The sequence below is a fragment of the Mammaliicoccus vitulinus genome (assembly GCF_029024305.1).
In the GTDB taxonomy this organism is placed as follows: Bacteria; Bacillota; Bacilli; order Staphylococcales; family Staphylococcaceae; genus Mammaliicoccus; species Mammaliicoccus vitulinus.
In genome coordinates, this window is sequence record NZ_CP118974.1 from 2240648 (window position 1) to 2263986 (window position 23339).

The following is a 23339-nucleotide window of genomic DNA, read 5'->3' on the forward strand; positions in this document are numbered from 1 at the left end:
TTTAGCGAGTTGGGCTCTTTATTTACATGAAAGGTGATTCGTATGAGTCAAATAGAATTTAAAAACGTTACAAAAGTATATAAAAATGGGCATAAAGGCCTCGATAACATTAATTTAAATATAGAAAAAGGCGATTTTGCAGTCATTGTAGGTTTGTCTGGTGCAGGTAAATCCACCCTCCTTCGATCAATCAATCGACTTCATGATATTACAGATGGAGAAATCATCATCGAAGGTAAATCTATTACGAAAGCTACTGGTAAAAATTTATTGGCGATGAGACGTAATATCGGCATGATTTTCCAACATTTCAATTTAGTGAAACGTTCTTCTGTAATTAGAAATGTGCTAAGTGGTCGCGTAGGCTATCACCCCACTTGGAAAATGGTACTTAGCATGTTTCCTAAAGAGGATAAGCGTAAAGCATTAGAAGCATTAGATAGAGTCAACATTTTAGAAAAAGCTTTTAGTCGATCAGATGAATTATCTGGCGGTCAGCAACAAAGAATTTCTATTGCACGTGCCCTTTGCCAAGAAACATCTATTATACTCGCTGATGAACCAGTTGCTTCATTGGATCCACTCACTACTAAACAAGTTATGGACGATTTAAAGCGCATCAATGAAGAGCTTGGTATCACGATTATTATAAATCTACATTTTGTGGATTTAGCCCGTGAATACGGTTCTCGCATAATCGGATTACGTGCTGGAGAATTAGTGTTTGACGGCCCTACTTCTGAAGCAAACGACGACACATTCGCAGAAATATACGGACGTCATATTAAAAGTGATGAAAAGTTAGGGGTGAAATAATGGATAAGGAACAAGATCATTTAGAACCTTATTTGGAACGTAAATCTTCCCTAAAACACTTATTTGCAATAGTAATAGTAGCCGTTTTAGTTATATGGAGCTTTTTATATACGAAATTTAGCTTAGGTGACTTAATGTATGGCATTCCTCAAATGCTGGAACTCTTTAAAAACATGTTTCCACCAGATATAAGTTATTTATCAAATATTACAAAGCCAATGTTAGACACAATTCGTATGGCCATTGTCGGTACTTTCATCGGGGCGATCATATCCATTCCTATTTCTATGCTATGTGCCAACAATGTTATCAAATCAACCTGGATCTCTGTTCCATGTCGATTTATTTTAAACATTGTGAGAACAATCCCTGATTTATTATTGGCAGCCGTCTTTGTAGCTATTTTTGGTATTGGTCAAATTCCAGGTATTTTAGCCATTATCATTTTATCTATCAGCATTATTTCTAAACTGATGTATGAGTCTTTAGAAAGTATTGATGACGGTCCTTTAGAAGCGATGACAGCAGTAGGTGCAAACAAGCTCAAATGGATTACATATGCTGTTATCCCACAAGCAATCGCACCATATATGTCTTATGTATTATACGCATTTGAAATCAACATACGAGCAGCAGCCGTACTTGGTTTAGTTGGTGCCGGTGGTATTGGTTTGTATTACGATCAAACATTAGGTTTATTCCAATATCAAAAGACATTCACAATCATTCTCGTAACGCTTATTATCGTAGTCATTATAGATATCATTAGCACGAAAGTGAGGGAGAAACTCGTATGACAAACAAAACAAATCGACTTCAGTCCCCTACTCAAAAAAACAATATATTATATCGCTGGTTATCATCCATTATCGTCTTAATCCTATTAATTTGGGCATTCTTAGGTATCCCTGCATTTGAAATTAAAGAGCAATCCGGAACAATTATGCGTTCAATTTTAGATGGCTTGATCCATCCAGATTGGTCTTATGTATACATACCTGAAGGCGAGGATTTATTACGCGGACTTTTAGAAACATTCGCAATCGCAGTAATTAGTACATTTTTATCAGCAATATTCTGTATACCATTAGCTTTTATAGCTGCAAAAAACATGGTCAAATCCAAAGCCGTTTCCAGCACAAGTAAATTTATTTTAAGCGTCATCCGTGTATTCCCAGAAATCGTTATGGCAATTATTTTTATAAAAGCAGTCGGACCAGGATCATTTTCAGGTGTGCTCGCATTAGGAATTCACTCAATCGGTATGATGGGTAAATTATTTGCAGAAGACCTCGAAAATTTAGATTTAAGTCCTACTGAATCATTAGTAGCCAGTGGTGCAAACTCCATTAAAACATTAATGTTTGCAGTAGTTCCTCAAATCTTACCATCCTATATTTCGTTAGTATTGTATCGATTCGAGCTCAACTTGAGATCAGCATCCATTTTAGGCTTAATCGGAGCAGGTGGTATCGGAACACCATTAATATTTGCACTACAAACAAGAACATGGGATCGCGTAGGTATCATACTCATTGGGTTAGTGATTATGGTAGCAGTGATAGATATCATTTCAGGTAAAATAAGAAAGAAATTAGTTTAAGTTGAGCATTGTTGTTATTAACTCAGTCATTATCTTATATAACGAAAAATCCAACTGACTCAGCAGTTGGAATTTTTTGGGTTTTTGGTGCGATTTGGGTTGGATTTCGCTCGAATCGCACGATATCTTCTGAGTCTTCGTGCGTTTTCCCCATATTTTACCAGAATCGCACGATATCTTTTGAGTCTTTGTGCATTTTATCCAGATTTTACCAAAATCGCACAATATCTTTTGAGTCTTCGTGCGTTTTATCCATATTTTTCCATAATCGCACAATATCTTCTGAGTCTTCGTGCGCTTTATCCAGATTTTACCAAAATCGCACGATATCTTGATATGCTCCCTTCAAAGTTTTTTTTTCTTACTGTCCACTTTGAAGGACGTTTTTAAATCTCAGTATTTTTGTATTTCAAAACTCTTTTTTTCTTGCTTTAACTAGCAGAAATGGAGGGTATTGTTTCAAACTATTTATTTTGTCTTCATCATAATATTTAAATACTTCTTCTGATTGTCCAAGGTCCTTTACACATTCAATTTCCAGACCGTGACCAATTAAACTATTAAAAATAGTCTCAATTGTATGATGATATTTAACTACATTTTTACCAAGCCAGTTAGCAGATCGTATTGATTCATCAAAATAATTTTCCATCCGTAAATATACACCGTTTTCATCTTGTTTTTTTACTTCTGGATCCATAGTCGCTGTTTGTATAGGGTGCTCCATAGTAAATAAAATAACGCCCCCATTATTTAGCAATTGGCTTAATTTTTGACAACATTTTCTAAAATCCTCTATATAATGAAATACAAGTGATGACACAATAACATCAAACTTTTCTTCTGTATTAAATGCCATAAATTCTGTGTGATGTAGTGTCACTGGCATTGATTTAAATTTCTTGCGACTTTCATTAATCATATTTTGAGATTGTTCTACACCAGTTATATGTTTAGGGTTATGTGTAAGAATATAACTTATTAAATTCCCCATTCCACAGCCTATATCAAGAATATTTTGGTTTTCTAAATTAGGCATTAGTCTTTTCATTTCAGGCATTTCAACAACCTCATTATAACTTAAAGGATTGTTTCTCTTACTTTTATAACCTTTAAAAAATTCCGGATCATCATAAATATTAGTCATAAGTATATCCCCCCTTTATGTATTAAGTATATAGATAAATAGCATAAAAGATAAACTTATATCTATATTTTTAATATGATATAGCTACACAAGCCCCAAAAATAAATAACGCCTACCATCGTTTGGTAGGCGTTATTTTTAATGTGCTAACATTTCTTCTTTCACTTCATCTTTAGAGAGTTTTGAAGGGTAATATGTTGGCCAATTATCTAATTCTTTTAATACTTTATCTTTATCGTTGCCTATAAAGATATGGAAATGTACTGCTTTTTTAGGATAAATATTGTGATCGCTAAATTGTACATATTTCGGTAAATCATCACTTGCTTTACCTTTTAATTTATAAGTGTATCTTACGCCTCTATTTCCTTTTTCATACTTAAGGATGTCATATCCATCGTATTCATATTCTCCAGTTGTCGTATGACCATTTTTAGTGAAGCTCATTTTATTTTGATCTATTTTAATATTTTCTATATCTGTTTTATACCCTTTATCGTAATACGCTTTATATTCTTTAGCGGACATATCGCCTTCTTCAGCTTTATGTTCAAACACGTCATCAAGCGTACCGTCTTTTAAATATGGATAAACAGATTGCCAGTCTCCTTCGTAATCTGAAAGCTTACGATCTTTAACTTGTTCGTCTTTAAAATATCCTTGTTCAATTGCTTTATCGTGTGCTGCTTCGGATTTATTGTCTTTAGTTTTGATTTTATCATTTAATGCTTTTTCGATATTTTTAATATTTTCTTTCATTAAAGTTTGATAAGAAAGGTCTTTGTTGTCTGATTGTTCTTTAGTTAAAGATTCCATGTTGCTAAATGATAATGGTTTAGCATCTGTTTCTTTTCTGATCGTATCTGTGATTTTAGATGAAATATTATTTTCATAAAGAATATATTTAGCATCTGTATCTTTAATTTCTTTAACAATTTCAGTTAATTCTTTCTGTGTTGGATCTTCAGCATTCATACTTTGAACACCTTTTTGAACGAATCCGTAACGTTGAGATAAGTAGCCTAAAGATTCATGAGAGATAAATACTGTATGACCTTGATGATCTTTCGTTATATCTTTCAGCTCATCATCAATATCCGTTAAATCTTTATTTAACTTTTTAAAGTTTTTCTCATAATATGCTTTGTTATCAGGGTCTTTTTTAATTAATTCGTCTTTAATACCTTTAATCATATCTTTGTTCAGTTTAGGATCTAACCAAACGTGTGGGTCATAACCACCATGATGATGCCCTTCATGTTCGTGATCATGGCCTTCATGCTCATGTTCACCTTCATGTTCATGTTGATCTGTTAACAATTCTGTTTGATCAATACTATTTTGAAGTGATAATTTTTTATCATCTTGTTTAATAGTTGCTGCTATTTTTTTTGCTACGGCATCTAAATCGTCACCTGTATAAACAAATAAATCTGCTTTACTCGCGTTTAAAATATCTTTTTGCGTTGGTTCATAACTATGTAAATCTGTTCCTGCTGGATAAATAGATTCAACATCTACATGTTTACCACCAATCTGTTCAATAAAAGATTTGAGTGGATAAACTGTCGTCTTAACCTTTAATTTATCTGAATCATGATCTTTGCTGTCCGATTGATTACATGCTGCTAATACAATAGAAAGAACAAAGACAATTGATAGTAACCCCATCCATTTTTTCATCTCGTACACTCCTTTTACAAATAGTAACGTTTACGATTTAAAATTATATACTTTAATCGCATAAAAGACAAGACCTTATTTTCAAATAAATTAAATTAATCTTTTATTCGTATACTTTGTTAACATGAAATCGCTTTAGTATAATGATGTGAAGACACTATTTATTAAGAAGGAAGTGTTTGGATGACACAAAACAGAAAAATAATTATGGATTGTGACCCAGGACATGACGACGCCATTGCGTTAATATTAGCTGGTGCCAAAACAAGTCCGTTAGACATTGTCGCCGTTACAACTGTTGCAGGAAATCAATCAGTTGATAAGAATACAACGAACGCATTAAATGTATTAGACATTATTAATCGTGGAGATATACCTGTTTCTACAGGTGCGGATAGACCTTTAATTAAAGAAGCGGCTTTTGCTGAAAGTATTCACGGAGAAAGTGGTTTAGACGGTCCTCAATTGCCTAAAGAGCCAAATTTAAAAGCTACAAATAAACACGGTGTAAATGTTATAGTTGAGCACGTTTTGAACAGTGACGTACCTGTAACGATCGTCGCAACTGGTCCACTAACGAATGTTGCAATGGCGCTTATTCAACAGCCTAAAATCGCGGGCAATATACAAGAAATTGTCCTGATGGGTGGCGGCACTTTTGGGAACTGGACACCAACAGCAGAGTTTAATATTTGGGTAGATGCAGAAGCCGCTCAAAAAGTATTTAAAAGTGGTATTCCCATTGTCGTCTTCGGATTAGATGTGACACATCAATTATTAGCAGATGGTCCTGTCATCAATCGTTTTAGTCGTATTGAGAATAAAGTATCAAATTTTGTTGTAGAATTATTAAAATTCTTCCAATCAACATATAAAGAAGCATTCGACATGGATGGTGGCCCTATTCATGATGCTTGTACAATTTTATATTTACTTAATCCAAATATATTTAAGCTACAACACACATACATCCAAATCGAAAATCAAAGTACATTAACGTATGGTACAATGTCAGTCGATTTGAACAATACTTATCGTCATAAACCAAATGCCTATTTCGCTACTGAAGTAGATGTCGATTTAGCATGGGATATTATGGAACAATCGTTAAGAAGCTATCACTAAATATACCTTTTAAGGCATGAGAAAAAGCCGCAGAAACTCATTTTTTACAATGAATTTCTGCGGCTTTTTTAATTATTGCTGTTTCAATTCTCCATCGACCATTTTAAAGACTTTATCACAATATGTTGTTAATCTTTCATCGTGCGTCACGATAATACATAACTTGTTGAGTTCTTTTGTTTCTCTTTTCAATATTTCCATTACTTCTATAGCATTTTCTGTATCTAATGAAGCTGTTGGTTCATCTGCGAGTATCACAGACGGGTTCGTATATAATGCTTTCGCAATTGCTACTCTTTGTTTTTGTCCACCTGATATTTCACTTGGCAATTGAGTTAATATTTTATCAAGTCCAAGTTGATTTAATAACCTTTTATGCTCGTCTTCTTTCATGACACCTTTTTTCACTTTTTTAAGTAACTCAAATTGTTGTTTCACAGTTAAAAATGGAATGAGATTACTCGTTTGCAGAATAAATCCAATTTCTTTTAATCTTAATTTAGAAAGCTGCTTTTCATTAAATGGATTAATTTTTTGTCCATTTATTGATACCGTACCTTCTGATGGTAATTGTAGTGCACCAGCCATCGTTAAAAGTGTACTTTTCCCGGAACCTGATGGACCGATAATAGCGACGAGCTCACCTTTTTCCAAATTGAAATTTGTAGATTTCACAGCTTCTATCGTTCGATTACCGTCTTTAAATGATTTACTTACATTTTCAAATGCTAACATGACAAGTTCCTCCTAACTTATAACTTTCAATGGCTCTACTTTTCTAATGCTCAATACGGAGAATAAACTTCCTAAAATTGCGACCAATATTAACGCAATTCCGTATATAAACATTGTTAAGTAATCAAATTTAATAGGTACCGCTTCTGGTAGGAATGCTCCTGTTAATACAGTTAAACCTAAGCCGATCAATGTACCTATTAAAGCGATAATAATCGTTTGGCTCATAACCGATCTTGCTAAAAAGCCATTCGTTAATCCTTGTGCTTTTAATACGCCAAATAAGTTTCTCTTTTGTAGCGTGATAATATATAAGAAAATACCTATAACCATCGCAGATATCGCAAATAAAAAGACAATCATAAATGTTAACGTTAAATTCTGCGCTTGATAACCCGGTAAGTTAGTAATGAAATCTTCCATTTCATTTACTTCCAAGTCTTTATTTAATTGAACATCATTCCAATTTTTATCTTTAACGACAAGTGCATTAATATTATCTCCTTTAAGCATCGGATTTAACTTACCTATCGTTTCATTACTCGTAAACAATACTGGTGATGCATTAAATTTCGAGCTTTCTGAGAAACCAACTATTTTAAGTTTTTCATCGCTATTAGAAAGTGATAATTCATCACCAATTTTAAAACCTTTTGTTTTCAAAGTATGGTCTGCCACAACTTCGTTACTTTTCTCAAAAAGTTTTCCATCTTCTAATTTAGGCATCAAGAATCCTTTACCATCTATACCAAATACAGTCGCATTTTCTTTTAATTTTCCATCTGACGCAATGACTGCAGTTTGTTTCAAGCCTTCACTTTTATCAAATTTCCCATCGACATCATCAGTATTAATAGAAGATTGAGCAACCGTTTGATTGGCATCTTTATTCAATACAATAGCATCAGCTTTCCATAAATCGACCGCTTCCCTATTCATATTCATCAAGCCATTTGCAAGACCAGATAATAAGAACAGCAGATAACTAATCATGACAAGCACACCAATGATTAGACCGAACTTCGTCTTATTTCTTCTCATTTCATTCCAAGCTAAGAACATATTTCCCAACCTTTCCTTTAAACATTTATTATCTATTTAATTATAACATTATAAAATAAGTATTTTACAACATTAACAATATTGTAAGATACTAACTATAAACCTATTGACGTGAGTTAAATCTGGAAAATGGTGAAGTCGTGAGTTTAGTCCGAAGTTAATCCAAGACATAGCCTATGTCGTGAGTTAAGTACAAAGTTAATCCAAGACATAGCCTATGTCGTGAGTTAAGTACAAAGTTAATCCAAGACATTGCACATGTTGTGAGTTTAGTCTGAAGTTAATCCAAGACATCGCCCATGTCGTGAGTTAAGTCTGAAGTTAATCCAAGACTTTGCCTATGTCGTGAGTTAAGTACTGAGTTAATCCAAGACATTGACTAAGTCGTGAGTTAAGTCCGCAGTTAATCCAAGACATTGCACATGTTGTGAGTTAAGTTCGCAGTTAATCCAAGACTTTGCACGAAAGCGTCTTATTTTGAGTTGAATCAGGGTCTGAATGTTGCTTGTTTGATCAGTCTTGCAACTTACAGGCCTTCTATGTTGCTTGTTTGGTCAGTCTTGCAACTTACAGGCTTTCTATGTTGCTTGTTTAGCCAGTCTTGCAACATTCAGGCTTTCTATGTTGCTTGTTTCGTCAGTCTTGCAACATATAGACCTTCTATGTTGCTTGTTTGACCAGTCTTGCAACATTCAGCATGTACTTAAAAGAACAAACGAAAAAATATTATAGAAATGATTATTCCCCTCGATTTTGTAAAGTGCTGACGCCAGGGGGAATAGTATGCCGCGCGACTACAGGCTCGAGCCATACCCCCAGGCAAGCATGCACTTTCAAAATCGTAATAATTAATAGAAAAAAGTCCGTTGGAATGTTCCAACGAACTTTTTAATCATGCTTTACTCATAAACTTATGCAACGACAATACGTAACCTAACAACCCGATACCCCATAATAAAAACAATGGATCCCATACGAATGCTTGGCCAATTGTTGAGAAATAATTATGATTTTCTATTATTTTAAAGAGCTTCAACCAACCTACTATTGTATTTATCCCGCCATACAATATGAGAAAAACACTACCGGCTAACGATATATAATATATTCTTTTATCGAAGTGATTTGTTAAGGTCAATGGTATGACAGTCGCGCCGAATTTAATGAGTGCGACGACGATTAACGCCATGTTCATCCATATGCCAAACCGTGCACTTAACGTAAACACCCAGGAACCTACTGTTATTAATCCCGCGTTCCCGCCTAGTCCCCAATACAACGAGAACAGTGTATGAACGATACCTGCTATAACAAATAATGATATATACTTTTTCATCTTATCACCTATTTTAATCATTTAACTTCTGATTGCGTTTCCTTTTATATTTCAATGATTTGTATAGTGTTTTGTATTTCAGTTTCTAAATTTTTTGTTCTCCATTCTCTTTGATATCCTAGACAAGGACATATATACTGTATCCCACTTTCTTCTATTATATTACGAAAATGTACATGTCCCATAATACTATACTTAATTGGATATATTTCATAAAATTGATCAAAATCTGACGTTCCTATAAAAGCATTAAAATAATCAAATATTCTATGTGGCATTGGTACGGCAAACTTTTTGTGTGTGACGATATGCGTCATTAATATAATATTTTTATCTTTCACTTGTTCCAAATCATTTTTCACAGAGGCTGCTGCTAATTTAGACATTTCTAAATCCGATTTACCCCAATCGATATGTTCTTTGTCTAACCAAGTTGAGCCGTAATATTTTCTGTGCTCTAATCTTTCTAAACTAAATTTATCATGATCTGCGAAACTATAATCATACCAACCGCTATGCCCTACTATCGCCCATTCATCATTAATTATATATGGACTACCAATAATGCTTTCAGGTTGTGATTTATAATATTCGAAAATTTCATAAGACGTCTTTTCTTCTTGTTCACTTTTCCAATAATCATGATTACCCGGAATAAATAACACTTCTATATTTGATTGTTGTTTTACATTTTGAACAAATTGAATCGTTTGTAAATAATGGTTAGAAACATCTCCCGCGATTAAGAGCACGTCTAATTTCAAACGTGCGATTTCTTTACTTAAAATGAACTCAAAGTCCTGTGGATAATAATCTTTGCTTCTATCTATATGCAAATCTGAAATCGTTCCAATTCTCATATACATGACCTAGCTTTCTATAATATAACCGTGTAACATCAATTTTATAGTAACATATTCTATCTCGATATCCTTTATAATAGAATTGACAATTTGATCGGAGGAATGACATTGGACATTCAACAATTTGAACACTTTTTAAAAATAGACGCTAAAACATTTAACCAAGTAGATTTAAATAGTTTAAATCATTACATTAAAAGGTTTATGTATACAGTGCCTTTTGAAAATATAAACGTACAGAATGGTGTACCTATTTCTGTAAATGTTGATGATTTATTCAACAAAATTGTACATCAACACCGTGGTGGTTTTTGCTATGAAATGAATACTTTATTTCAAAATTATTTAAAAGAAAAAGGCTTTCACCTAGATTGCGTATCTGGAACGGTTCATGCGCCAAATGATAGTTGGAGTCGTGATGGTTCACATATGTCGACTATTGTTCATTTAGATAAAGATTATATCGCCGATGTAGGCTTTGGTGATTTACCTACTGAAGCTATACCTATAACGCGTCCAGATGACGTTCACATTATTCATGATACGAATGGTTATTACCGCGCTATCACTGATGAAGATGATACGATACACCTTCAAAAACAAATAGATCGTGAACATTGGCGTACTTCTTACAAGACCCAATTCACACCGAGAAATTGGCCTTATTTTATAGAGCATTTACATTATAACGAGCATGACCCTCGTTCTATATTTGTTCAAAATTTAATTATTACAATGCCTAAACATTATGGTAGAGTAAGTATGTCTAACGAACATTTAACCGTTACGACTCGACACGATAAACAAAAAGAACGAGTTACACATGATAATTATAAAAAGCTTATAAAAAAACATTTTGGAATAGATGCAACAATTAAAGCATTAGAAAGTTGAGGTCAGAAATTGATATCTAATAGTGAATTACAAGACTTAGATTTATTCGATTTATTAAGTGAACGACATGGTATCGTACGTACCAAAATAGAAGATATGTGGAATAACACGCATGACATATACATTTCTAGTTCTGAATGGTATATTATGGCCAAGATTTTTAAGCATAATCGTAATATGGCGTACATTACAAAAAGTGTGAATATCTCTAGACAAGCCGTACACAAATTTGTGAAACAATTAAATAAAAAAGGACTCGTAGACATTCAAGATGTTGAAGGCAACAAAAAAGAAAAATCAATACAGTTAACAGAACTTGGTGAGGCTTGCTTTTTAGAAAGTAAGAAACATAAACAGATGATAGAGCAGCAGCTCATCGAAACAATCGGATCAGATAATGTCGATAAAATGAGAGAAATTTTGAAGATGGATTGGGATATAGAAAATCAATAATTTATTTTTGTAAACCTAGTTGACAATTTACGTATCATTCTGCTAAAGTGAGTAAGTTGCTATTTTTGAGAACGGCTATAACAGAAATAATAACAATACTATAAACACTATGCTTTTGCTAGTTGCATAAGCTCTCAGCAAAATATTAATACACACCGATTGTGTATTCACTAGTAGAAGGAGATTAAGATTTTATTATGAAAGCAGAAGTACAAGTAAAAAATCCAAAAACGATGGCGCTTATTTTAATGTTAGGTGCATTTATCGGTTTATTTGGAGAAACAGCATTAAACATGGGTTTAACAAACGTAATGCAAGACTATGATATAAGTGCACCTACTGCACAATGGTTAACAACAGGATATTTATTAGTCCTTGCCATTCTCGTACCAATCTCAGCCTATTTAACACGTTGGTTTACAACGAGACAACTTGTATTAGGTGGATTTATTATTTCATTTATTGGTACATTATTTGCAGCACTTTCACCAGTATTCGCCGTTTTAATGATCGGACGTATTATCCAAGCTGTAGGAACTGGAATTATACTACCCGTTATGATGACAGTGATGCTCAACATTTTCCCAATTAACAAACGAGGCGTTGTTATGGGCGTAATGGGATTAGTTATCACACTAGCACCAGCTGTTGGGCCAACATTATCAGGTATCATTATTACAACTTTAAGTTGGCATTTCATTTTTTGGTTTAGTTCAATATTTTATGTTGTTTTAGCAATCATTGCATTCGTTAAAATAAATAACGTATCAGAAATAACGAAACCAAAAATCGACTTTATTTCGATTTGTTTATCAACAATCGGTTTCGCAGGATTAATTTATGCATTGAGTACGATGGCAGAAATATCTATCAGTTCTCCAATTGTATGGTTACCACTACTTATCGGTATCATTGCATTAGTGCTATTCTGTTCTAGACAAACGAAAATGAAAGAACCAATGTTGAATTTAACAGTATTTAAACATCTAATGTTCACATTAGGTGTTATCATGATTTTCTTATTAATGCTTGTTATTTTATCAACAGCCATTTTATTACCTATTTATTTAAAAGGCAGTTTACTATTAACAGCAGCATTAGCAGGTCTTGTGCTATTACCAGGTAATGCAACAAACTTTATCTTATCTCCGGTAATCGGAACATTATTTGATAAATATGGTGCAAAATACTTCGGAATAGCTGGTTTCCTATTCATACTTATAGCTGCTATAGGATTTTCAATTTCAATTTCAGCAACGACACCTGTTTGGATGATCATATGTTTATTCATCGTATTATTCTTAGGTGTAACGATGGTTATGATGCCAGCACAAACAAATGGTTTAAATCAGCTTCCACCGCATTTATATGCCGATGGATCAGCCGCTATGAACACATTGATGCAAGTAGCAGGATCAGCTGGTACAGCATTAGCGATTACACTTTATACAGTCGGACAACAACAAGTCACTGGAGGATCTAGTGATTTAGGCGAAAGAGAAATCATCGCGCATGGCATTCAATTTGTCTTTTACTTTATAAGCGTTGTCGCAGCATTAGGACTCATTACATCACTATTTGTTAAAAAACCAAAACTAACAAGTAAATAAAAAAGCTTGGGAGATTAATCCCAACTCAAAATCAATAACAACTCATTTCACTGATTTATTCAGTTAGAAATGAGTTGTTTTTTTTATGAGTGGATGAGGTTGAGGTCTGTGGCGGGAGCGAGGTCTGAATGTTGCTTGTTTGGCCAGTCTTGCAACATTCGGGCCTTCTATGTTGCTTGTTTCATCAGTCTTGCAACTTAGAGACCTTCTATGTTGCTTGTTTGCTCAGTCTTGCAACTTAGAGCCGTTCTATGTTGCTTGTTTTGTCAGTCTTGCAACTTAGAGACCTTCTATGTTGCTTGTTTGGTCAGTCTTGCAACTTAGAGCCGTTCTATGTTGCTTGTTTCGTCAGTCTTGCAACTTAGAGACCTTCTATGTTGCTTGTTTCGTCAGTCTTGCAACTTAGAGCCGTTCTATGTTGCTTGTTTCGTCAGTCTTGCAACTTAGAGGCCTTCTATGTTGCTTGTTTCGTCAGTCTTGCAACTTAGAGACCTTCTATGTTGCTTGTTTGGTCAGTCTTGCAACTTAGAGACCTTCTATGTTGCTTGTTTCGTCAGTCTTGCAACTTAGAGACCTTCTATGTTGCTTGTTTCGTCAGTCTTGCAACTTAGAGACCTTCTATGTTGCTTGTTTGGTCAGTCTTGCAACTTAGAGACCTTCTATGTTGCTTGTTTCGTCAGTCTTGCAACTTAGAGACCTTCTATGTTGCTTGTTTCGTCAGTCTTGCAACTTAGAGCCGTTCTATGTTGCTTGTTTGGTCAGTCTCGCAACTTAGAGCATGTAATTAAAAGAACAAACGAAAAAATATAAGAAAAAACAGTAGAAATTCAATTTTTAAAATGAATTTCTACTGTTTTCTATTGTAAACGAGACTGTTGATAACTTAGTCTGTTTTTACTTTGTTTTCTTGTAATTCTTGTTCATTCCACCATAATGAATCTTTTGGATTTTCGACAGCGTGTTCGAAATCTTTTTCAGATGATACGGTTGGATATGATCCTTTTAATGCTTTTCCTGAAGTTGTTTCAAATAGTACAAGTATTGTTAAAAATCCTATAATACTTACAGCTGTTAAATAATAAGCTGGTGCTAATGGATTTTGTGTTGCGTGTACTAACCATGTTGAAACTAACGGTGTTGTACCACCAAATATTGATACAGACACGTTAAATGTTACGGCTAATGTACGGTAACGAACGTCTGTATAGAATATACTTGGTAATAAACTTGGCATAGCACCTTCATATGTTGATAAGAAGAATCCAAGAATGAATATACCTAACGATACAAACATTAATTGGTTAAGTCCCATGAAGTGAAATGCTAACAGTGAAGTCGCTGTTAAACCAAATGTACCCATTAATACAACTTTTTTGTTACCTATTTTGTCACTTAAACGACCAAAGAAGAATGCTAATGGTACCATAACAATCATGACACTTGTAATTAATACCGTACTTACTGTACTAGAAATACCAATTACTTCATCTAAATATGATGGCATATATGAAAGTAACATATAGTTTGTAATATTAAAGAATGCAACTGCTATAAAGCATACGATAATATCTTTTTTGTGATTTTGGATAATGGATATGAACGACTCTGGTTTTTCTTCATTTTCAGATATTTCATTTTCAAAAATTGGTGATTCGTCTAGATTTCTTCTTAAATATAGACCTACTAAACCAAGCGGCGCACCTAGGATAAATGGAATTCTCCAACCCCAAGCTTGCATTTGTGCATCTGATAAACCAATAAATAAACCACTTGCTAATAATGATGCAAGTATATAACCTGCTAACGTACCTATTTCTAAACCACTACCAAGAACACTTCTTCTATTATCTGGAGAAGATTCAGCAATGTAGACCATTGCACCTGCATATTCCCCACCAGTTGAGAAACCTTGAATAATTCTAGCGATTAGTAATAGTATTGGCGCCCAAATACCTATTTGATCATAAGTTGGTAATAAACCAATTATTAAAGTAGAAGCTGCCATTAAGACAATCGTCGTTGTGAGGACTGTTTTTCTACCGAGTCTATCCCCGATTCTCCCGAATATAATACCACCAATTGGTCGCATTAAAAATGCAATCGCAAATGTAGCGAAAGTAAATACTAATTTCAATTCATCATTTTCTACTGATGTGAAGAAATTTTTACTGATGATAATTGCTAAATAAGAATAAAGACCAAAGTCAAACCATTCCATAGCATTACCTATACCTGTTGCATATACACTTTTCTTAGTTTTTTTCATATCTACAACATTAATTTTGTTTTTGTTGAATTTCATGTTTTCGTAAACACCCTTTCAATATAGTTATGTATAATAACAGATTGAAAAATTAATACAACTGTAAAATTACCCTTTTATACCGGTGGCTATCTTGTGAAAAACACCACAAACGTATAACGTTAAAAGCTTCATGAGTGGTCGACCAATTATGTAAAATTTCTCTTTTTTCTTGTTTTTTTTTGTGGATAAAAATAATAAAGACAGAGAAAAAGCTCATTCAAAAGCTTTTTCCCTGTCTTTATTTTTTATTTAATTTCTATTTTTGTTCCTACTTCAATATTAACTAATGGTTTGTTTTCCAAGTATAATGATCCTGATTGTTCTGCAACTGTACTTCCATCAAATTTTAAAGTGATATGTCCTAAGTCATTTAAATTTTTCTTCACAGCTGAACCAACTTTAGTAATTTGATATTCTATACCATCTATACTTAATTTATTAGATTCTGTTATTTCATTTTCTACTTGTTTAATATCAATTATATAACAAAAGTCTACTAATTCATTTGGAGCGTTATCTCCAAATAATATAATCATCTTTTCTGCCTCAAATGCTTTCGCATCTTTTCCAATCCTTTTTATCTCTGTTTGATACATGACATGAGCACTCCTTAATATTATTTATATAGTCCAAAGCTTGCTAACCATGCGACAAATACCCTAGGAACACCATTTAAGAACCGTGAATATAGTACAGATGGTACGCCAACTTCTATTGTTTTAGTTTCTGCTTCTGCTAATCCTAATCCCACTGGTATAAAGTCAGCCGCATTCTGTGTATTGATAGCAAATAATGCTGGAAGTGCTAAGTTTGGAGGTATATTTCCTTTTCCAATTTCAACACCAATTAAAGTACCTAATACTTGTCCTATTACACCGCCAGGTCCTAGTAATGGACTTAAGAATGGAAGTGAACAAATAAAGCCTATTACCAATAATCCCCATATATTACCTGCTAATGGCGACATAAATTTTGCGAATAAATCTCCTATTCCTGAACCTTGAATAATACCAATTAATAAAGCTACAAATCCCATGAAAGGTATGATTGTATGAAGCATTGTTTCGACTGCATCACGTGCTGCTTGGTAGAAAGTATTAATTACTTTACCAGCACCAAGACCGATTTTTGTTAAAATTGATTTATTTTCTTGTTCTGCTCTTGTTTCCATGATTTTTTTATCTTTAGAATATGCTGTGTTTTCTTCAACTGGTTGTTCTGTCGTACTGACGGATGTCCCTTTATTATTTGAAACATCATCTCCAACTACTGATACTTGATCAACATCTACATTTGAAACATAAATATCTTCAGTTATATATTGTCTTAATGGCCCACTCTTACCTGTTGCCATAATGTTTACAGTTGGTATTCCTTTTTGGGGATAAATCCCACATCTTAATGTACCACCACAGTCAATTACTGCTACCATAATTTCGTTTTCTGGTACAGAAGTTTCAAAACCATTTACTGGAGATCCCCCAGTGATTTCACAAATTTTATCAACAATATCTGGTTTGTGACCACCTGTTACATACATAACTTTGTCTTTTTTACCTTCTACACCAATTTCCAGTGGTCCACCGAAACCACCTGAACCTTTTACTATTTTAGCCTTTTGACTCATTTTATTCACCTCATCCCTCTAATTTAACTTCTGTACTTAATTTAACTTTTTGTTGTTTCTCTACATAACTTGTTGTAAAGTCTGTAACCCATCCTCCGATAAAGTTCATGAGTAAACCTACAAGTAAATATCTAACTGCTAAGTCTGTCATTGGTAAACCTAATTGTTGAATACCATTTGCAATACCCATAAAAATAAATAATTCTGCTGGGTTTATGTGTGGAAAAATACCGTTACTCGTATGAGCAAATTGCGCTGCCGATGCAAAATAACTTGGTTTATATTTTTCTGGCATGAATCGACCAAGTGAATGTACCATGGGATTCGCTAACATGAATGAACCTAAAAATGGTAATACTAAATATCTTAATAATGGGTTTTTTGAAGATTTTTGAGCAATAATATTAATACGATTCTCACCTATTAATTGAATTAATGTATTCATTGCAATCAACAGCATTAATACAAGTGGTACAATCGTCGTCATCCAATCTATAAACGTATCTGCGCCAGTTTGAAATAATTTAATAAAGCCTTCCGCTAACTTTACTATGATGTCCATGATGATTTACTCCCTTCTTTTTTAAACATGTTATTTATTTTTTTAACTGCTTTCATCATCGGTGAAGGAATCTTCTCAATTTCTCCACCCGATTGAATAACTTTAAATGTGTGCTGTGCATCTAAAATTGCTTTAATTAATAATTTATTGTAATTTTGCAAATCAGTATCTCTTAACTTATTAATTTTATAACCTTCTAATCCCTTTAATTTTTTAAATTTAGAGAACACTGTCACGCCTTGCATATACCTTGCTTCTTCAATTTCATTACGGTTATTAATTTGCAAAAGCACCAGCGTTCCAGCTTTAAATATTGCTGGACGTCTTCCAATTGCAACACGTCCTTTTTCTCTCATGAGCGTATAGTGTCTCGTAAAGTTTTTAATTTGAACTAATCCCAGTAAATACTGGATAACAAAGCCAACAGCTAACATTATAATCAATATAATGAAAAACATAGCTAACTCCCCATTTCTTTATTTAATATATGTGCTAGTGCTATATAATCCGTATCACTATTTATTTTTTTAATAATATAACTGTTAGCTGTGATAGCTAAGATTTCTTCATATAGTCGAATTAGTACCGCTTCGTTCACTTCATTCTCTGGTGTTGCCACAAGTACAATGACTTTCACCGTTTCATAATCTAGTAAGGGTTGATCTAGAATGACAAATTTAACCCAAATATTATCCATATAATGGCTTGTATGTGGAAACCCTAATAATCCCGTTATAGTAGACTTACTTTTTTCTCGTTCTAAAATTCTTTGAGAAAAATTATCATCAACTTTACCTTCTTCAATCATTTCTTGAGCCATATACTGAATCACATCTTCATAATTCATACTTTCATTAATATGATATACGTCTGATTCTTTTATGAAATCAACGATAATACTTTGATTAAATAGATTACGATTATTAACATCTTTATAAATTAGAAATTGCTCTATCTTCAGTTTCAACGCTTGTTCATCGAGTATATTGTCTATATAAATAATTTTGTTGAACAATCTATTATTTTTTATAGTAGAAACCGTTAAATCAAATTTATCTAAATCACTCAATTGCATTTCATTTTCATTCATTACCTTCACTTCAATTTGTTGTCCAAATATTTTTTTTAATTGAACTGTCACTAACTTAGAACTACTCAAACCTTGATTTGTTATGAATGCAATTGTCTTAATTTCTTTGAATTTTTGTTCTAACTGCTGTAAATAAACACTGAAATATATTGATAGAAAGCCTAATTCATTCAATGGAACTTTAATTTTTAGTTCTTTTTCTATGTTTTCGGCTAACACTTTCGATAGCTCATATGCGAATGGATATCTCGTTTTAACTTCATCAATTAAATTATTTTGGATATTAATGTCGAAAATGAGTCTGTTTATTAAATACTTAATGTGCAATTGAATGTCATTACTAAAAAGCTGCTCGTCAATCTTTATTGTGTAGTAAAAATTAATATCATCTATCGTATTTTTAACAATATTGTTTAAAGTTGATTGATCTCGTTCATTAATAATTTCATCAATTATTGAAGCTCTTCTACCAATAATTTGAAATACAATTAATAGTATTTCAAGATTTGGAAATTGTACTTCATAATGATTCAAAATATATTCTTTTATATTACTAACCGCCATAAAATCTTCAGATTCAAATACTCTTTCGTCAATCTGCACATTTTGTTGAATATTATAGCCTTCTTTTAATCTAGAAAGTATAACTTTAGTTGAAAGTTTGATTCTTTCAGAAGTTGCACTATCCAAATTAAAGTCTTTTTCAATATCTTTCAGCACATGAATAATTTGTTTTGGTAATTCCATATTTTGGTATGGATTAGAAAAACATTCAATTAAGACTTTTCTAATCTCTATTTCATTACCTTCTATTCTTAGGCCGACATTTTGTGTACCTTTTATTTCCACTTTATAGTTTTTAATTATATTTTTAATTTCATTCAACGTATTATGAACAACACTTTTGCTTATATAAAGTTCATCTGCAATGTCATCTATCGTACAAACACCATTATTTAACAAATAACAAAAGACTCTTTCTTCTCTTTCTTCTATTTCATTTAGGCTTTCACTTATACTTAATTTAAGTTTTTTTAAAATATTAAAGAACACCGTTTCATCTAAAACAATCATAGAAAACTCATGATGTTGCTTTATAATACTGATTGATCCTTCAAATTGCATTTGTAATTGATTAATATAATTTGATAAAGTCCTTTGAGAAATAGAAAGTTTGTGGGAAAGTTTTTCAATAGAAATATTTTCTTTTTGCAATATTCCTATTATAGATAAATGTTTTTTATTTAATAACATAACTTTCCCCCCTTTCTTTCTCTTAGTCTTATCCTCGTGATTTTCCACCTGAAATATTAATGGTAGTGCCAGTAATATAACTAGATCTATCAGAACTTAAATAACAAACCAAATCAGCAACTTCTGATAATCCACCAACTCTAGATAATGGTATAGATTTTGAATAATCACCATTTAATTTATCTACTGTTGTATTTCTGCTATATGCTAATGCTTCTTCATATTGTTTAGTACGCAATCCAGTTTCTTCGAGTATACCTGGAGCAATTGCAACAACTTTAATATTATATTTACCTAATTCTTTAGCCCAACTTCTTGTAAATCCAATTAATGCAGCTTTGGTAGCGGAATATATACTTTGTCCTTCTGAACCTTCTTGTCCAGCTTCACTAGAAATATTAACAATTACACCTTTATTTTGTTTAACAAATTGTCTACTTACTTCTTGGCTAAATAATATAGGACCTTTTAAATTCACACCAAACATTAAATCTAAATCCTTCATATTAATTTCGTATTCTGGCTTTTCACCTTTAACATCTACCAGTAATCTAGGTAAATTAATACCAGCATTATTAATTAATACATCTATTTGAGACTGTTCTTCTATAATCCTATGAACTGTACTTTGAACTGCTTCTTCATTTGTTACATCAGTTTGTATGAAGGAATAATTTTCATTATTAATTGGATCATCCTTTAAGTCTACATTATAAACAATTGCACCATTTTCTAATAGTGAATTTACAATTTGTCTACCTATTCCAGATGTTCCGCCTGTTACGATAATCACTTTATGTTCTATCTCTAACCAATTATGAGTCATTTCATTTCCTCCTATGTTAAGTTGTAAATTCATTATAGTCTGAAACGCTTTCATAATTAATTTCAAATTTTGTGCATAAATTTGAAATCAATAAAATAATACATGAATCGCTCCCAATGCCCGAAGTCAGATATATATTTTTAAAAGGATTATAATGTGTATAAAGACACATTAATGGAGGTTTTATTCATGAAACAGTACGATACATTGATCATCGGTTTTGGTAAAGCTGGAAAGACGCTTGCTAAAGACTTTGCTGCACAAGGCCAACAAATAGCGGTTGTTGAACAAGATTCAAATATGTACGGTGGTACTTGTATCAATGTCGGATGTATTCCTAGTAAAACTTTATTACACGAAAGTACTGAACAAAATTCATTTTCTGAAACAATGACTCGTAAAAAAGATGTTGTTGCTGCTTTAAATAAGAAGAATTTTAATAATCTCGATTCAGATGACAACATTGATGTATATACGTATAAAGCTCAGTTTAAAGATAATGAAACAGTCATTTTATTAGATGAATCAAACGAAACTGTGGAGACATTACAAGCGAAAAATATTGTCATTAATACTGGCAATCGCTCAAACATACCAGATATTGAAGGTATTAAATCTACTGAAAATATTTATGATTCTAAAGGTATTATGGAGCTGGATAACTTGCCAGAGCAACTCGTTATCATTGGCGCCGGCTATATCGCATTAGAATTCGCGACTATATTTTCTAATTTAGGTAGTAAAGTGAAAATAGTTAACAGTCAGAAGCATGTTTTAATAACTGAAGATAGAGACGTAGCATCTAGTATATATGAAGAATTTTTAAATCGTGGCATAGAATTTATAGACGACGCTGAAGTAACCGCATTTTCAACAGAGGGTAATCGCCCGAAAGTGCACACGACTCAAGGTGACATTATAGGTGACGCCGTATTACTCGCTACAGGACGCGTTCCTAATACAGATTTAGCTTTAGAAAATACCGATATTCAACTTGGAGATAAAGGTGAAATTAAAGTAAATGAATTTTTACAAACAACGGTAGACCATATTTATGCAGTCGGTGATGTTAAAGGTGGCGCGCAATTTACCTACATCTCTTTAGACGATTATAGAATTGTTAAAGATCACTTAACTGGCAGCCAACAACGTTCAACTAAAAATAGAGGTCATGTCCCGTATACCGTGTTCCTAGACCCACCTCTTGCTCGTATAGGATTCACAGCTAGCAAAGCTAAAAAAGAAGGTCACCATATTAAAGAAGGAAAAATTGAAGTTAAAAATATCCCACGTCATAAAGTTAATCACGATGATAGAGGATTATTTAAAGTCGTAGTAGACGCGGATAGTGATTTGATATTGGGTGCTAGTTTATTTGGCAAAGAATCAGAAGAAATTATTAACTTTATCAAACTTGCAATGGATCAAGACATTCCATATACAACATTAAGAGATAATATATACACACACCCTACAATGGTAGAATCATTCAACGATTTATTTAATATATAGGAAGTTTTAATGATGATCCCAGACAACAATACTGTTGTCTGGGGTTATTTTTGAAATATGTGGGTGCTATTTATCATGTGGACCTTCACTTGATAAATTCAATGGCTCTATTTATCATGTGGAGCCTGACTTTATAAATTCATAACAAAACCTGATTAGCAGCTAACTAATCAGGTTTTTGTTTATTTATTTTTCTGATCTACCATTCTTCTCATTATAGATAATGGCCCGTTCGAAGCAATTGTTGCGATATACTGTACAAATTCATCAATCGACACACGTTGATCATCTGATACCCAATATTTAATCATCGATATCATCGAGCCTGTTACATAACTTAAATAATAATTTATAGGTATACCGAAAACATCGTCCTTATCTTCTATTAAATAGGTTAAATTACTTCTTACAATATCTGCTATTTGTTCTTCTATTTGACTTTTTCTTTCTAAATTCAATATAACTTGATAAAATTCCAGATTATTACTGATATGCGTGATGACTTTTTTGATCACATTATTTGAAAATTCTTCAATAAACGCTTCACCTGTTCTATTGCTTAAATTTATATTTCTTATATCTACAAAACTTTTTATTTCGGCAATTTGCTCATTTTCCATTTCTTCTAACAAAGCATATTTATCTACATAATTTAAATAAAAAGTTCCTCGATTTACATCTGCTAAATCCGAAATTTCTTGTATTGTAATTCGTTCAATATTTTTCTCTTTTAAAAGCTGTATAAATGCATTTTTTATCGCAGTTTTACTTTTTCTAACTCGACGATCTTCAGCCATTATTATCATAACTCCTTATTTAATGAACACTTTTTATTC

22 protein-coding genes are annotated in these 23339 nt (G+C 32.7%); 8 read left to right on the forward strand and 14 right to left on the reverse strand.

The features are described from left to right. The first annotated feature begins 42 nt into the window (after positions 1–42). The 3 genes from phnC to phnE (PYW35_RS11230) are packed head-to-tail and all read left to right on the forward strand — an operon-like array spanning position 43 to position 2419. A complete protein-coding gene (gene phnC / locus PYW35_RS11220; protein ID WP_103322173.1) occupies positions 43–816 on the forward strand; it encodes a phosphonate ABC transporter ATP-binding protein in 774 nt (257 codons plus the stop codon). After that, the gene (gene phnE / locus PYW35_RS11225; RefSeq protein WP_016913047.1) at positions 816–1613 is read left to right on the forward strand and encodes a phosphonate ABC transporter, permease protein PhnE; all 798 of its coding nucleotides are present in this window, start codon (positions 816–818) and stop codon (positions 1611–1613) included. Before phnC ends, phnE (PYW35_RS11225) begins: the two co-directional genes overlap by 1 nt. After that, positions 1610–2419 (forward strand): phosphonate ABC transporter, permease protein PhnE, encoded by an 810-nt coding sequence (gene phnE / locus PYW35_RS11230; protein ID WP_103322174.1) that lies wholly within the window; start codon positions 1610–1612, stop codon positions 2417–2419. Before phnE (PYW35_RS11225) ends, phnE (PYW35_RS11230) begins: the two co-directional genes overlap by 4 nt. A 409-nt stretch (positions 2420–2828) precedes the next feature. On the opposite strand, the gene PYW35_RS11235 is transcribed toward phnE (PYW35_RS11230), so the two are convergent. Continuing rightward, the gene (locus tag PYW35_RS11235; protein ID WP_103322175.1) at positions 2829–3566 is read right to left on the reverse strand and encodes a class I SAM-dependent DNA methyltransferase; all 738 of its coding nucleotides are present in this window, start codon (positions 3564–3566) and stop codon (positions 2829–2831) included. A 138-nt stretch (positions 3567–3704) separates the two neighbouring features. After that, positions 3705–5249 carry a zinc ABC transporter substrate-binding lipoprotein AdcA gene (gene adcA / locus PYW35_RS11240; protein ID WP_103322176.1) on the reverse strand — a complete coding sequence of 515 codons (1545 nt, stop codon included), beginning with the start codon at positions 5247–5249 and terminating at the stop codon, positions 3705–3707. 183 nt (positions 5250–5432) lie between these two features. Between adcA and PYW35_RS11245 the strand changes: the two genes are divergently transcribed. Next, positions 5433–6374: a nucleoside hydrolase gene (locus tag PYW35_RS11245; RefSeq protein WP_103322177.1), complete on the forward strand. Its 942-nt coding sequence runs from the start codon at positions 5433–5435 to the stop codon at positions 6372–6374. 72 nt (positions 6375–6446) lie between these two features. On the opposite strand, the gene PYW35_RS11250 is transcribed toward PYW35_RS11245, so the two are convergent. The 4 genes from PYW35_RS11250 to PYW35_RS11265 form a co-directional block, all read right to left on the reverse strand. Continuing rightward, positions 6447–7109, reverse strand: coding sequence for an ABC transporter ATP-binding protein (locus tag PYW35_RS11250; RefSeq protein ID WP_103322178.1), 663 nt, complete (start codon positions 7107–7109; stop codon positions 6447–6449). A gap of 12 nt (positions 7110–7121) precedes the next feature. Then, entirely contained in the window at positions 7122–8171 is a 1050-nt protein-coding gene (locus PYW35_RS11255) for an ABC transporter permease (RefSeq protein ID WP_103322179.1), read from the reverse strand. 892 nt (positions 8172–9063) lie between these two features. Then, positions 9064–9507 (reverse strand): DUF3995 domain-containing protein, encoded by a 444-nt coding sequence (locus PYW35_RS11260; protein WP_103322180.1) that lies wholly within the window; start codon positions 9505–9507, stop codon positions 9064–9066. 44 nt (positions 9508–9551) lie between these two features. After that, positions 9552–10367 (reverse strand): metallophosphoesterase, encoded by an 816-nt coding sequence (locus tag PYW35_RS11265; protein WP_103322185.1) that lies wholly within the window; start codon positions 10365–10367, stop codon positions 9552–9554. Between the two features lie 105 nt (positions 10368–10472). On the opposite strand from PYW35_RS11265, the gene PYW35_RS11270 reads away from it, so the two are divergent. From PYW35_RS11270 to PYW35_RS11280, 3 genes are all read left to right on the forward strand, one after another. Then, a complete protein-coding gene (locus PYW35_RS11270) occupies positions 10473–11264 on the forward strand; it encodes an arylamine N-acetyltransferase family protein (RefSeq protein WP_239102439.1) in 792 nt (263 codons plus the stop codon). 9 nt (positions 11265–11273) lie between these two features. Continuing rightward, on the forward strand, positions 11274–11717 hold the full coding sequence (locus tag PYW35_RS11275) for a helix-turn-helix domain-containing protein (protein WP_103322182.1): 444 nt from the start codon (positions 11274–11276) through the stop codon (positions 11715–11717). Between the two features lie 197 nt (positions 11718–11914). Continuing rightward, entirely contained in the window at positions 11915–13327 is a 1413-nt protein-coding gene (locus PYW35_RS11280) for a DHA2 family efflux MFS transporter permease subunit (protein WP_103322183.1), read from the forward strand. Positions 13328–14210: 883 nt separating this feature from the next. On the opposite strand, the gene PYW35_RS11285 is transcribed toward PYW35_RS11280, so the two are convergent. The 7 genes from PYW35_RS11285 to PYW35_RS11315 all read right to left on the reverse strand — a co-directional run bounded on the left by PYW35_RS11285 (position 14211) and on the right by PYW35_RS11315 (position 20991). After that, positions 14211–15629: an MFS transporter gene (locus PYW35_RS11285; RefSeq protein WP_016912687.1), complete on the reverse strand. Its 1419-nt coding sequence runs from the start codon at positions 15627–15629 to the stop codon at positions 14211–14213. Between the two features lie 248 nt (positions 15630–15877). Continuing rightward, positions 15878–16228 (reverse strand): PTS glucitol/sorbitol transporter subunit IIA, encoded by a 351-nt coding sequence (locus PYW35_RS11290; RefSeq protein ID WP_016912686.1) that lies wholly within the window; start codon positions 16226–16228, stop codon positions 15878–15880. A gap of 20 nt (positions 16229–16248) precedes the next feature. After that, entirely contained in the window at positions 16249–17259 is a 1011-nt protein-coding gene (gene srlE, locus PYW35_RS11295; protein WP_103322495.1) for a PTS glucitol/sorbitol transporter subunit IIB, read from the reverse strand. 10 nt (positions 17260–17269) lie between these two features. After that, positions 17270–17821: a PTS glucitol/sorbitol transporter subunit IIC gene (srlA, locus tag PYW35_RS11300; RefSeq protein WP_016912684.1), complete on the reverse strand. Its 552-nt coding sequence runs from the start codon at positions 17819–17821 to the stop codon at positions 17270–17272. After that, positions 17809–18279: a transcriptional regulator GutM gene (locus PYW35_RS11305; RefSeq protein WP_016912683.1), complete on the reverse strand. Its 471-nt coding sequence runs from the start codon at positions 18277–18279 to the stop codon at positions 17809–17811. The genes srlA and PYW35_RS11305 overlap by 13 nt, the downstream gene beginning before the upstream one ends. Positions 18280–18281: 2 nt before the next feature. Then, complete coding sequence (locus PYW35_RS11310; protein WP_103322496.1) at positions 18282–20165, reverse strand: BglG family transcription antiterminator; 1884 nt, start codon at positions 20163–20165, stop codon at positions 18282–18284. A 28-nt stretch (positions 20166–20193) separates the two neighbouring features. Beyond that, positions 20194–20991: an SDR family oxidoreductase gene (locus PYW35_RS11315; RefSeq protein WP_103322497.1), complete on the reverse strand. Its 798-nt coding sequence runs from the start codon at positions 20989–20991 to the stop codon at positions 20194–20196. A gap of 189 nt (positions 20992–21180) precedes the next feature. Here PYW35_RS11315 and merA point away from each other — a divergent pair, with 189 nt between their 5' ends. Beyond that, the gene (gene merA / locus PYW35_RS11320) at positions 21181–22503 is read left to right on the forward strand and encodes a hypothiocyanous acid reductase MerA (RefSeq protein WP_103322498.1); all 1323 of its coding nucleotides are present in this window, start codon (positions 21181–21183) and stop codon (positions 22501–22503) included. 182 nt (positions 22504–22685) lie between these two features. Here the strand turns inward: merA and PYW35_RS11325 are convergent, their stop codons facing one another. Beyond that, positions 22686–23300, reverse strand: a complete 615-nt coding sequence (locus PYW35_RS11325) for a TetR/AcrR family transcriptional regulator (protein WP_103322499.1) — start codon at positions 23298–23300, stop codon at positions 22686–22688. Positions 23301–23339: the final 39 nt, after the last annotated feature.

Coding starts and splice junctions, on each gene's coding strand:
- PYW35_RS11260 (WP_103322180.1), bottom strand. CDS start 9,507: ATGAAAAAGTATATATCATTATTTGTTATAGCAGGTATCGTTCATACA.
- PYW35_RS11265 (WP_103322185.1), bottom strand. CDS start 10,367: ATGAGAATTGGAACGATTTCAGATTTGCATATAGATAGAAGCAAAGAT.
- merA (WP_103322498.1), top strand. CDS start 21,181: ATGAAACAGTACGATACATTGATCATCGGTTTTGGTAAAGCTGGAAAG.
- phnE (WP_103322174.1), top strand. CDS start 1,610: ATGACAAACAAAACAAATCGACTTCAGTCCCCTACTCAAAAAAACAAT.
- adcA (WP_103322176.1), bottom strand. CDS start 5,249: ATGAAAAAATGGATGGGGTTACTATCAATTGTCTTTGTTCTTTCTATT.
- PYW35_RS11305 (WP_016912683.1), bottom strand. CDS start 18,279: ATGTTTTTCATTATATTGATTATAATGTTAGCTGTTGGCTTTGTTATC.
- phnC (WP_103322173.1), top strand. CDS start 43: ATGAGTCAAATAGAATTTAAAAACGTTACAAAAGTATATAAAAATGGG.
- PYW35_RS11280 (WP_103322183.1), top strand. CDS start 11,915: ATGAAAGCAGAAGTACAAGTAAAAAATCCAAAAACGATGGCGCTTATT.
- PYW35_RS11325 (WP_103322499.1), bottom strand. CDS start 23,300: ATGGCTGAAGATCGTCGAGTTAGAAAAAGTAAAACTGCGATAAAAAAT.
- srlA (WP_016912684.1), bottom strand. CDS start 17,821: ATGGACATCATAGTAAAGTTAGCGGAAGGCTTTATTAAATTATTTCAA.
- srlE (WP_103322495.1), bottom strand. CDS start 17,259: ATGAGTCAAAAGGCTAAAATAGTAAAAGGTTCAGGTGGTTTCGGTGGA.
- PYW35_RS11315 (WP_103322497.1), bottom strand. CDS start 20,991: ATGACTCATAATTGGTTAGAGATAGAACATAAAGTGATTATCGTAACA.
- PYW35_RS11245 (WP_103322177.1), top strand. CDS start 5,433: ATGACACAAAACAGAAAAATAATTATGGATTGTGACCCAGGACATGAC.
- PYW35_RS11255 (WP_103322179.1), bottom strand. CDS start 8,171: ATGTTCTTAGCTTGGAATGAAATGAGAAGAAATAAGACGAAGTTCGGT.
- PYW35_RS11270 (WP_239102439.1), top strand. CDS start 10,473: ATGACATTGGACATTCAACAATTTGAACACTTTTTAAAAATAGACGCT.
- PYW35_RS11310 (WP_103322496.1), bottom strand. CDS start 20,165: ATGTTATTAAATAAAAAACATTTATCTATAATAGGAATATTGCAAAAA.
- PYW35_RS11285 (WP_016912687.1), bottom strand. CDS start 15,629: ATGAAATTCAACAAAAACAAAATTAATGTTGTAGATATGAAAAAAACT.
- phnE (WP_016913047.1), top strand. CDS start 816: ATGGATAAGGAACAAGATCATTTAGAACCTTATTTGGAACGTAAATCT.
- PYW35_RS11235 (WP_103322175.1), bottom strand. CDS start 3,566: ATGACTAATATTTATGATGATCCGGAATTTTTTAAAGGTTATAAAAGT.
- PYW35_RS11250 (WP_103322178.1), bottom strand. CDS start 7,109: ATGTTAGCATTTGAAAATGTAAGTAAATCATTTAAAGACGGTAATCGA.
- PYW35_RS11290 (WP_016912686.1), bottom strand. CDS start 16,228: ATGTATCAAACAGAGATAAAAAGGATTGGAAAAGATGCGAAAGCATTT.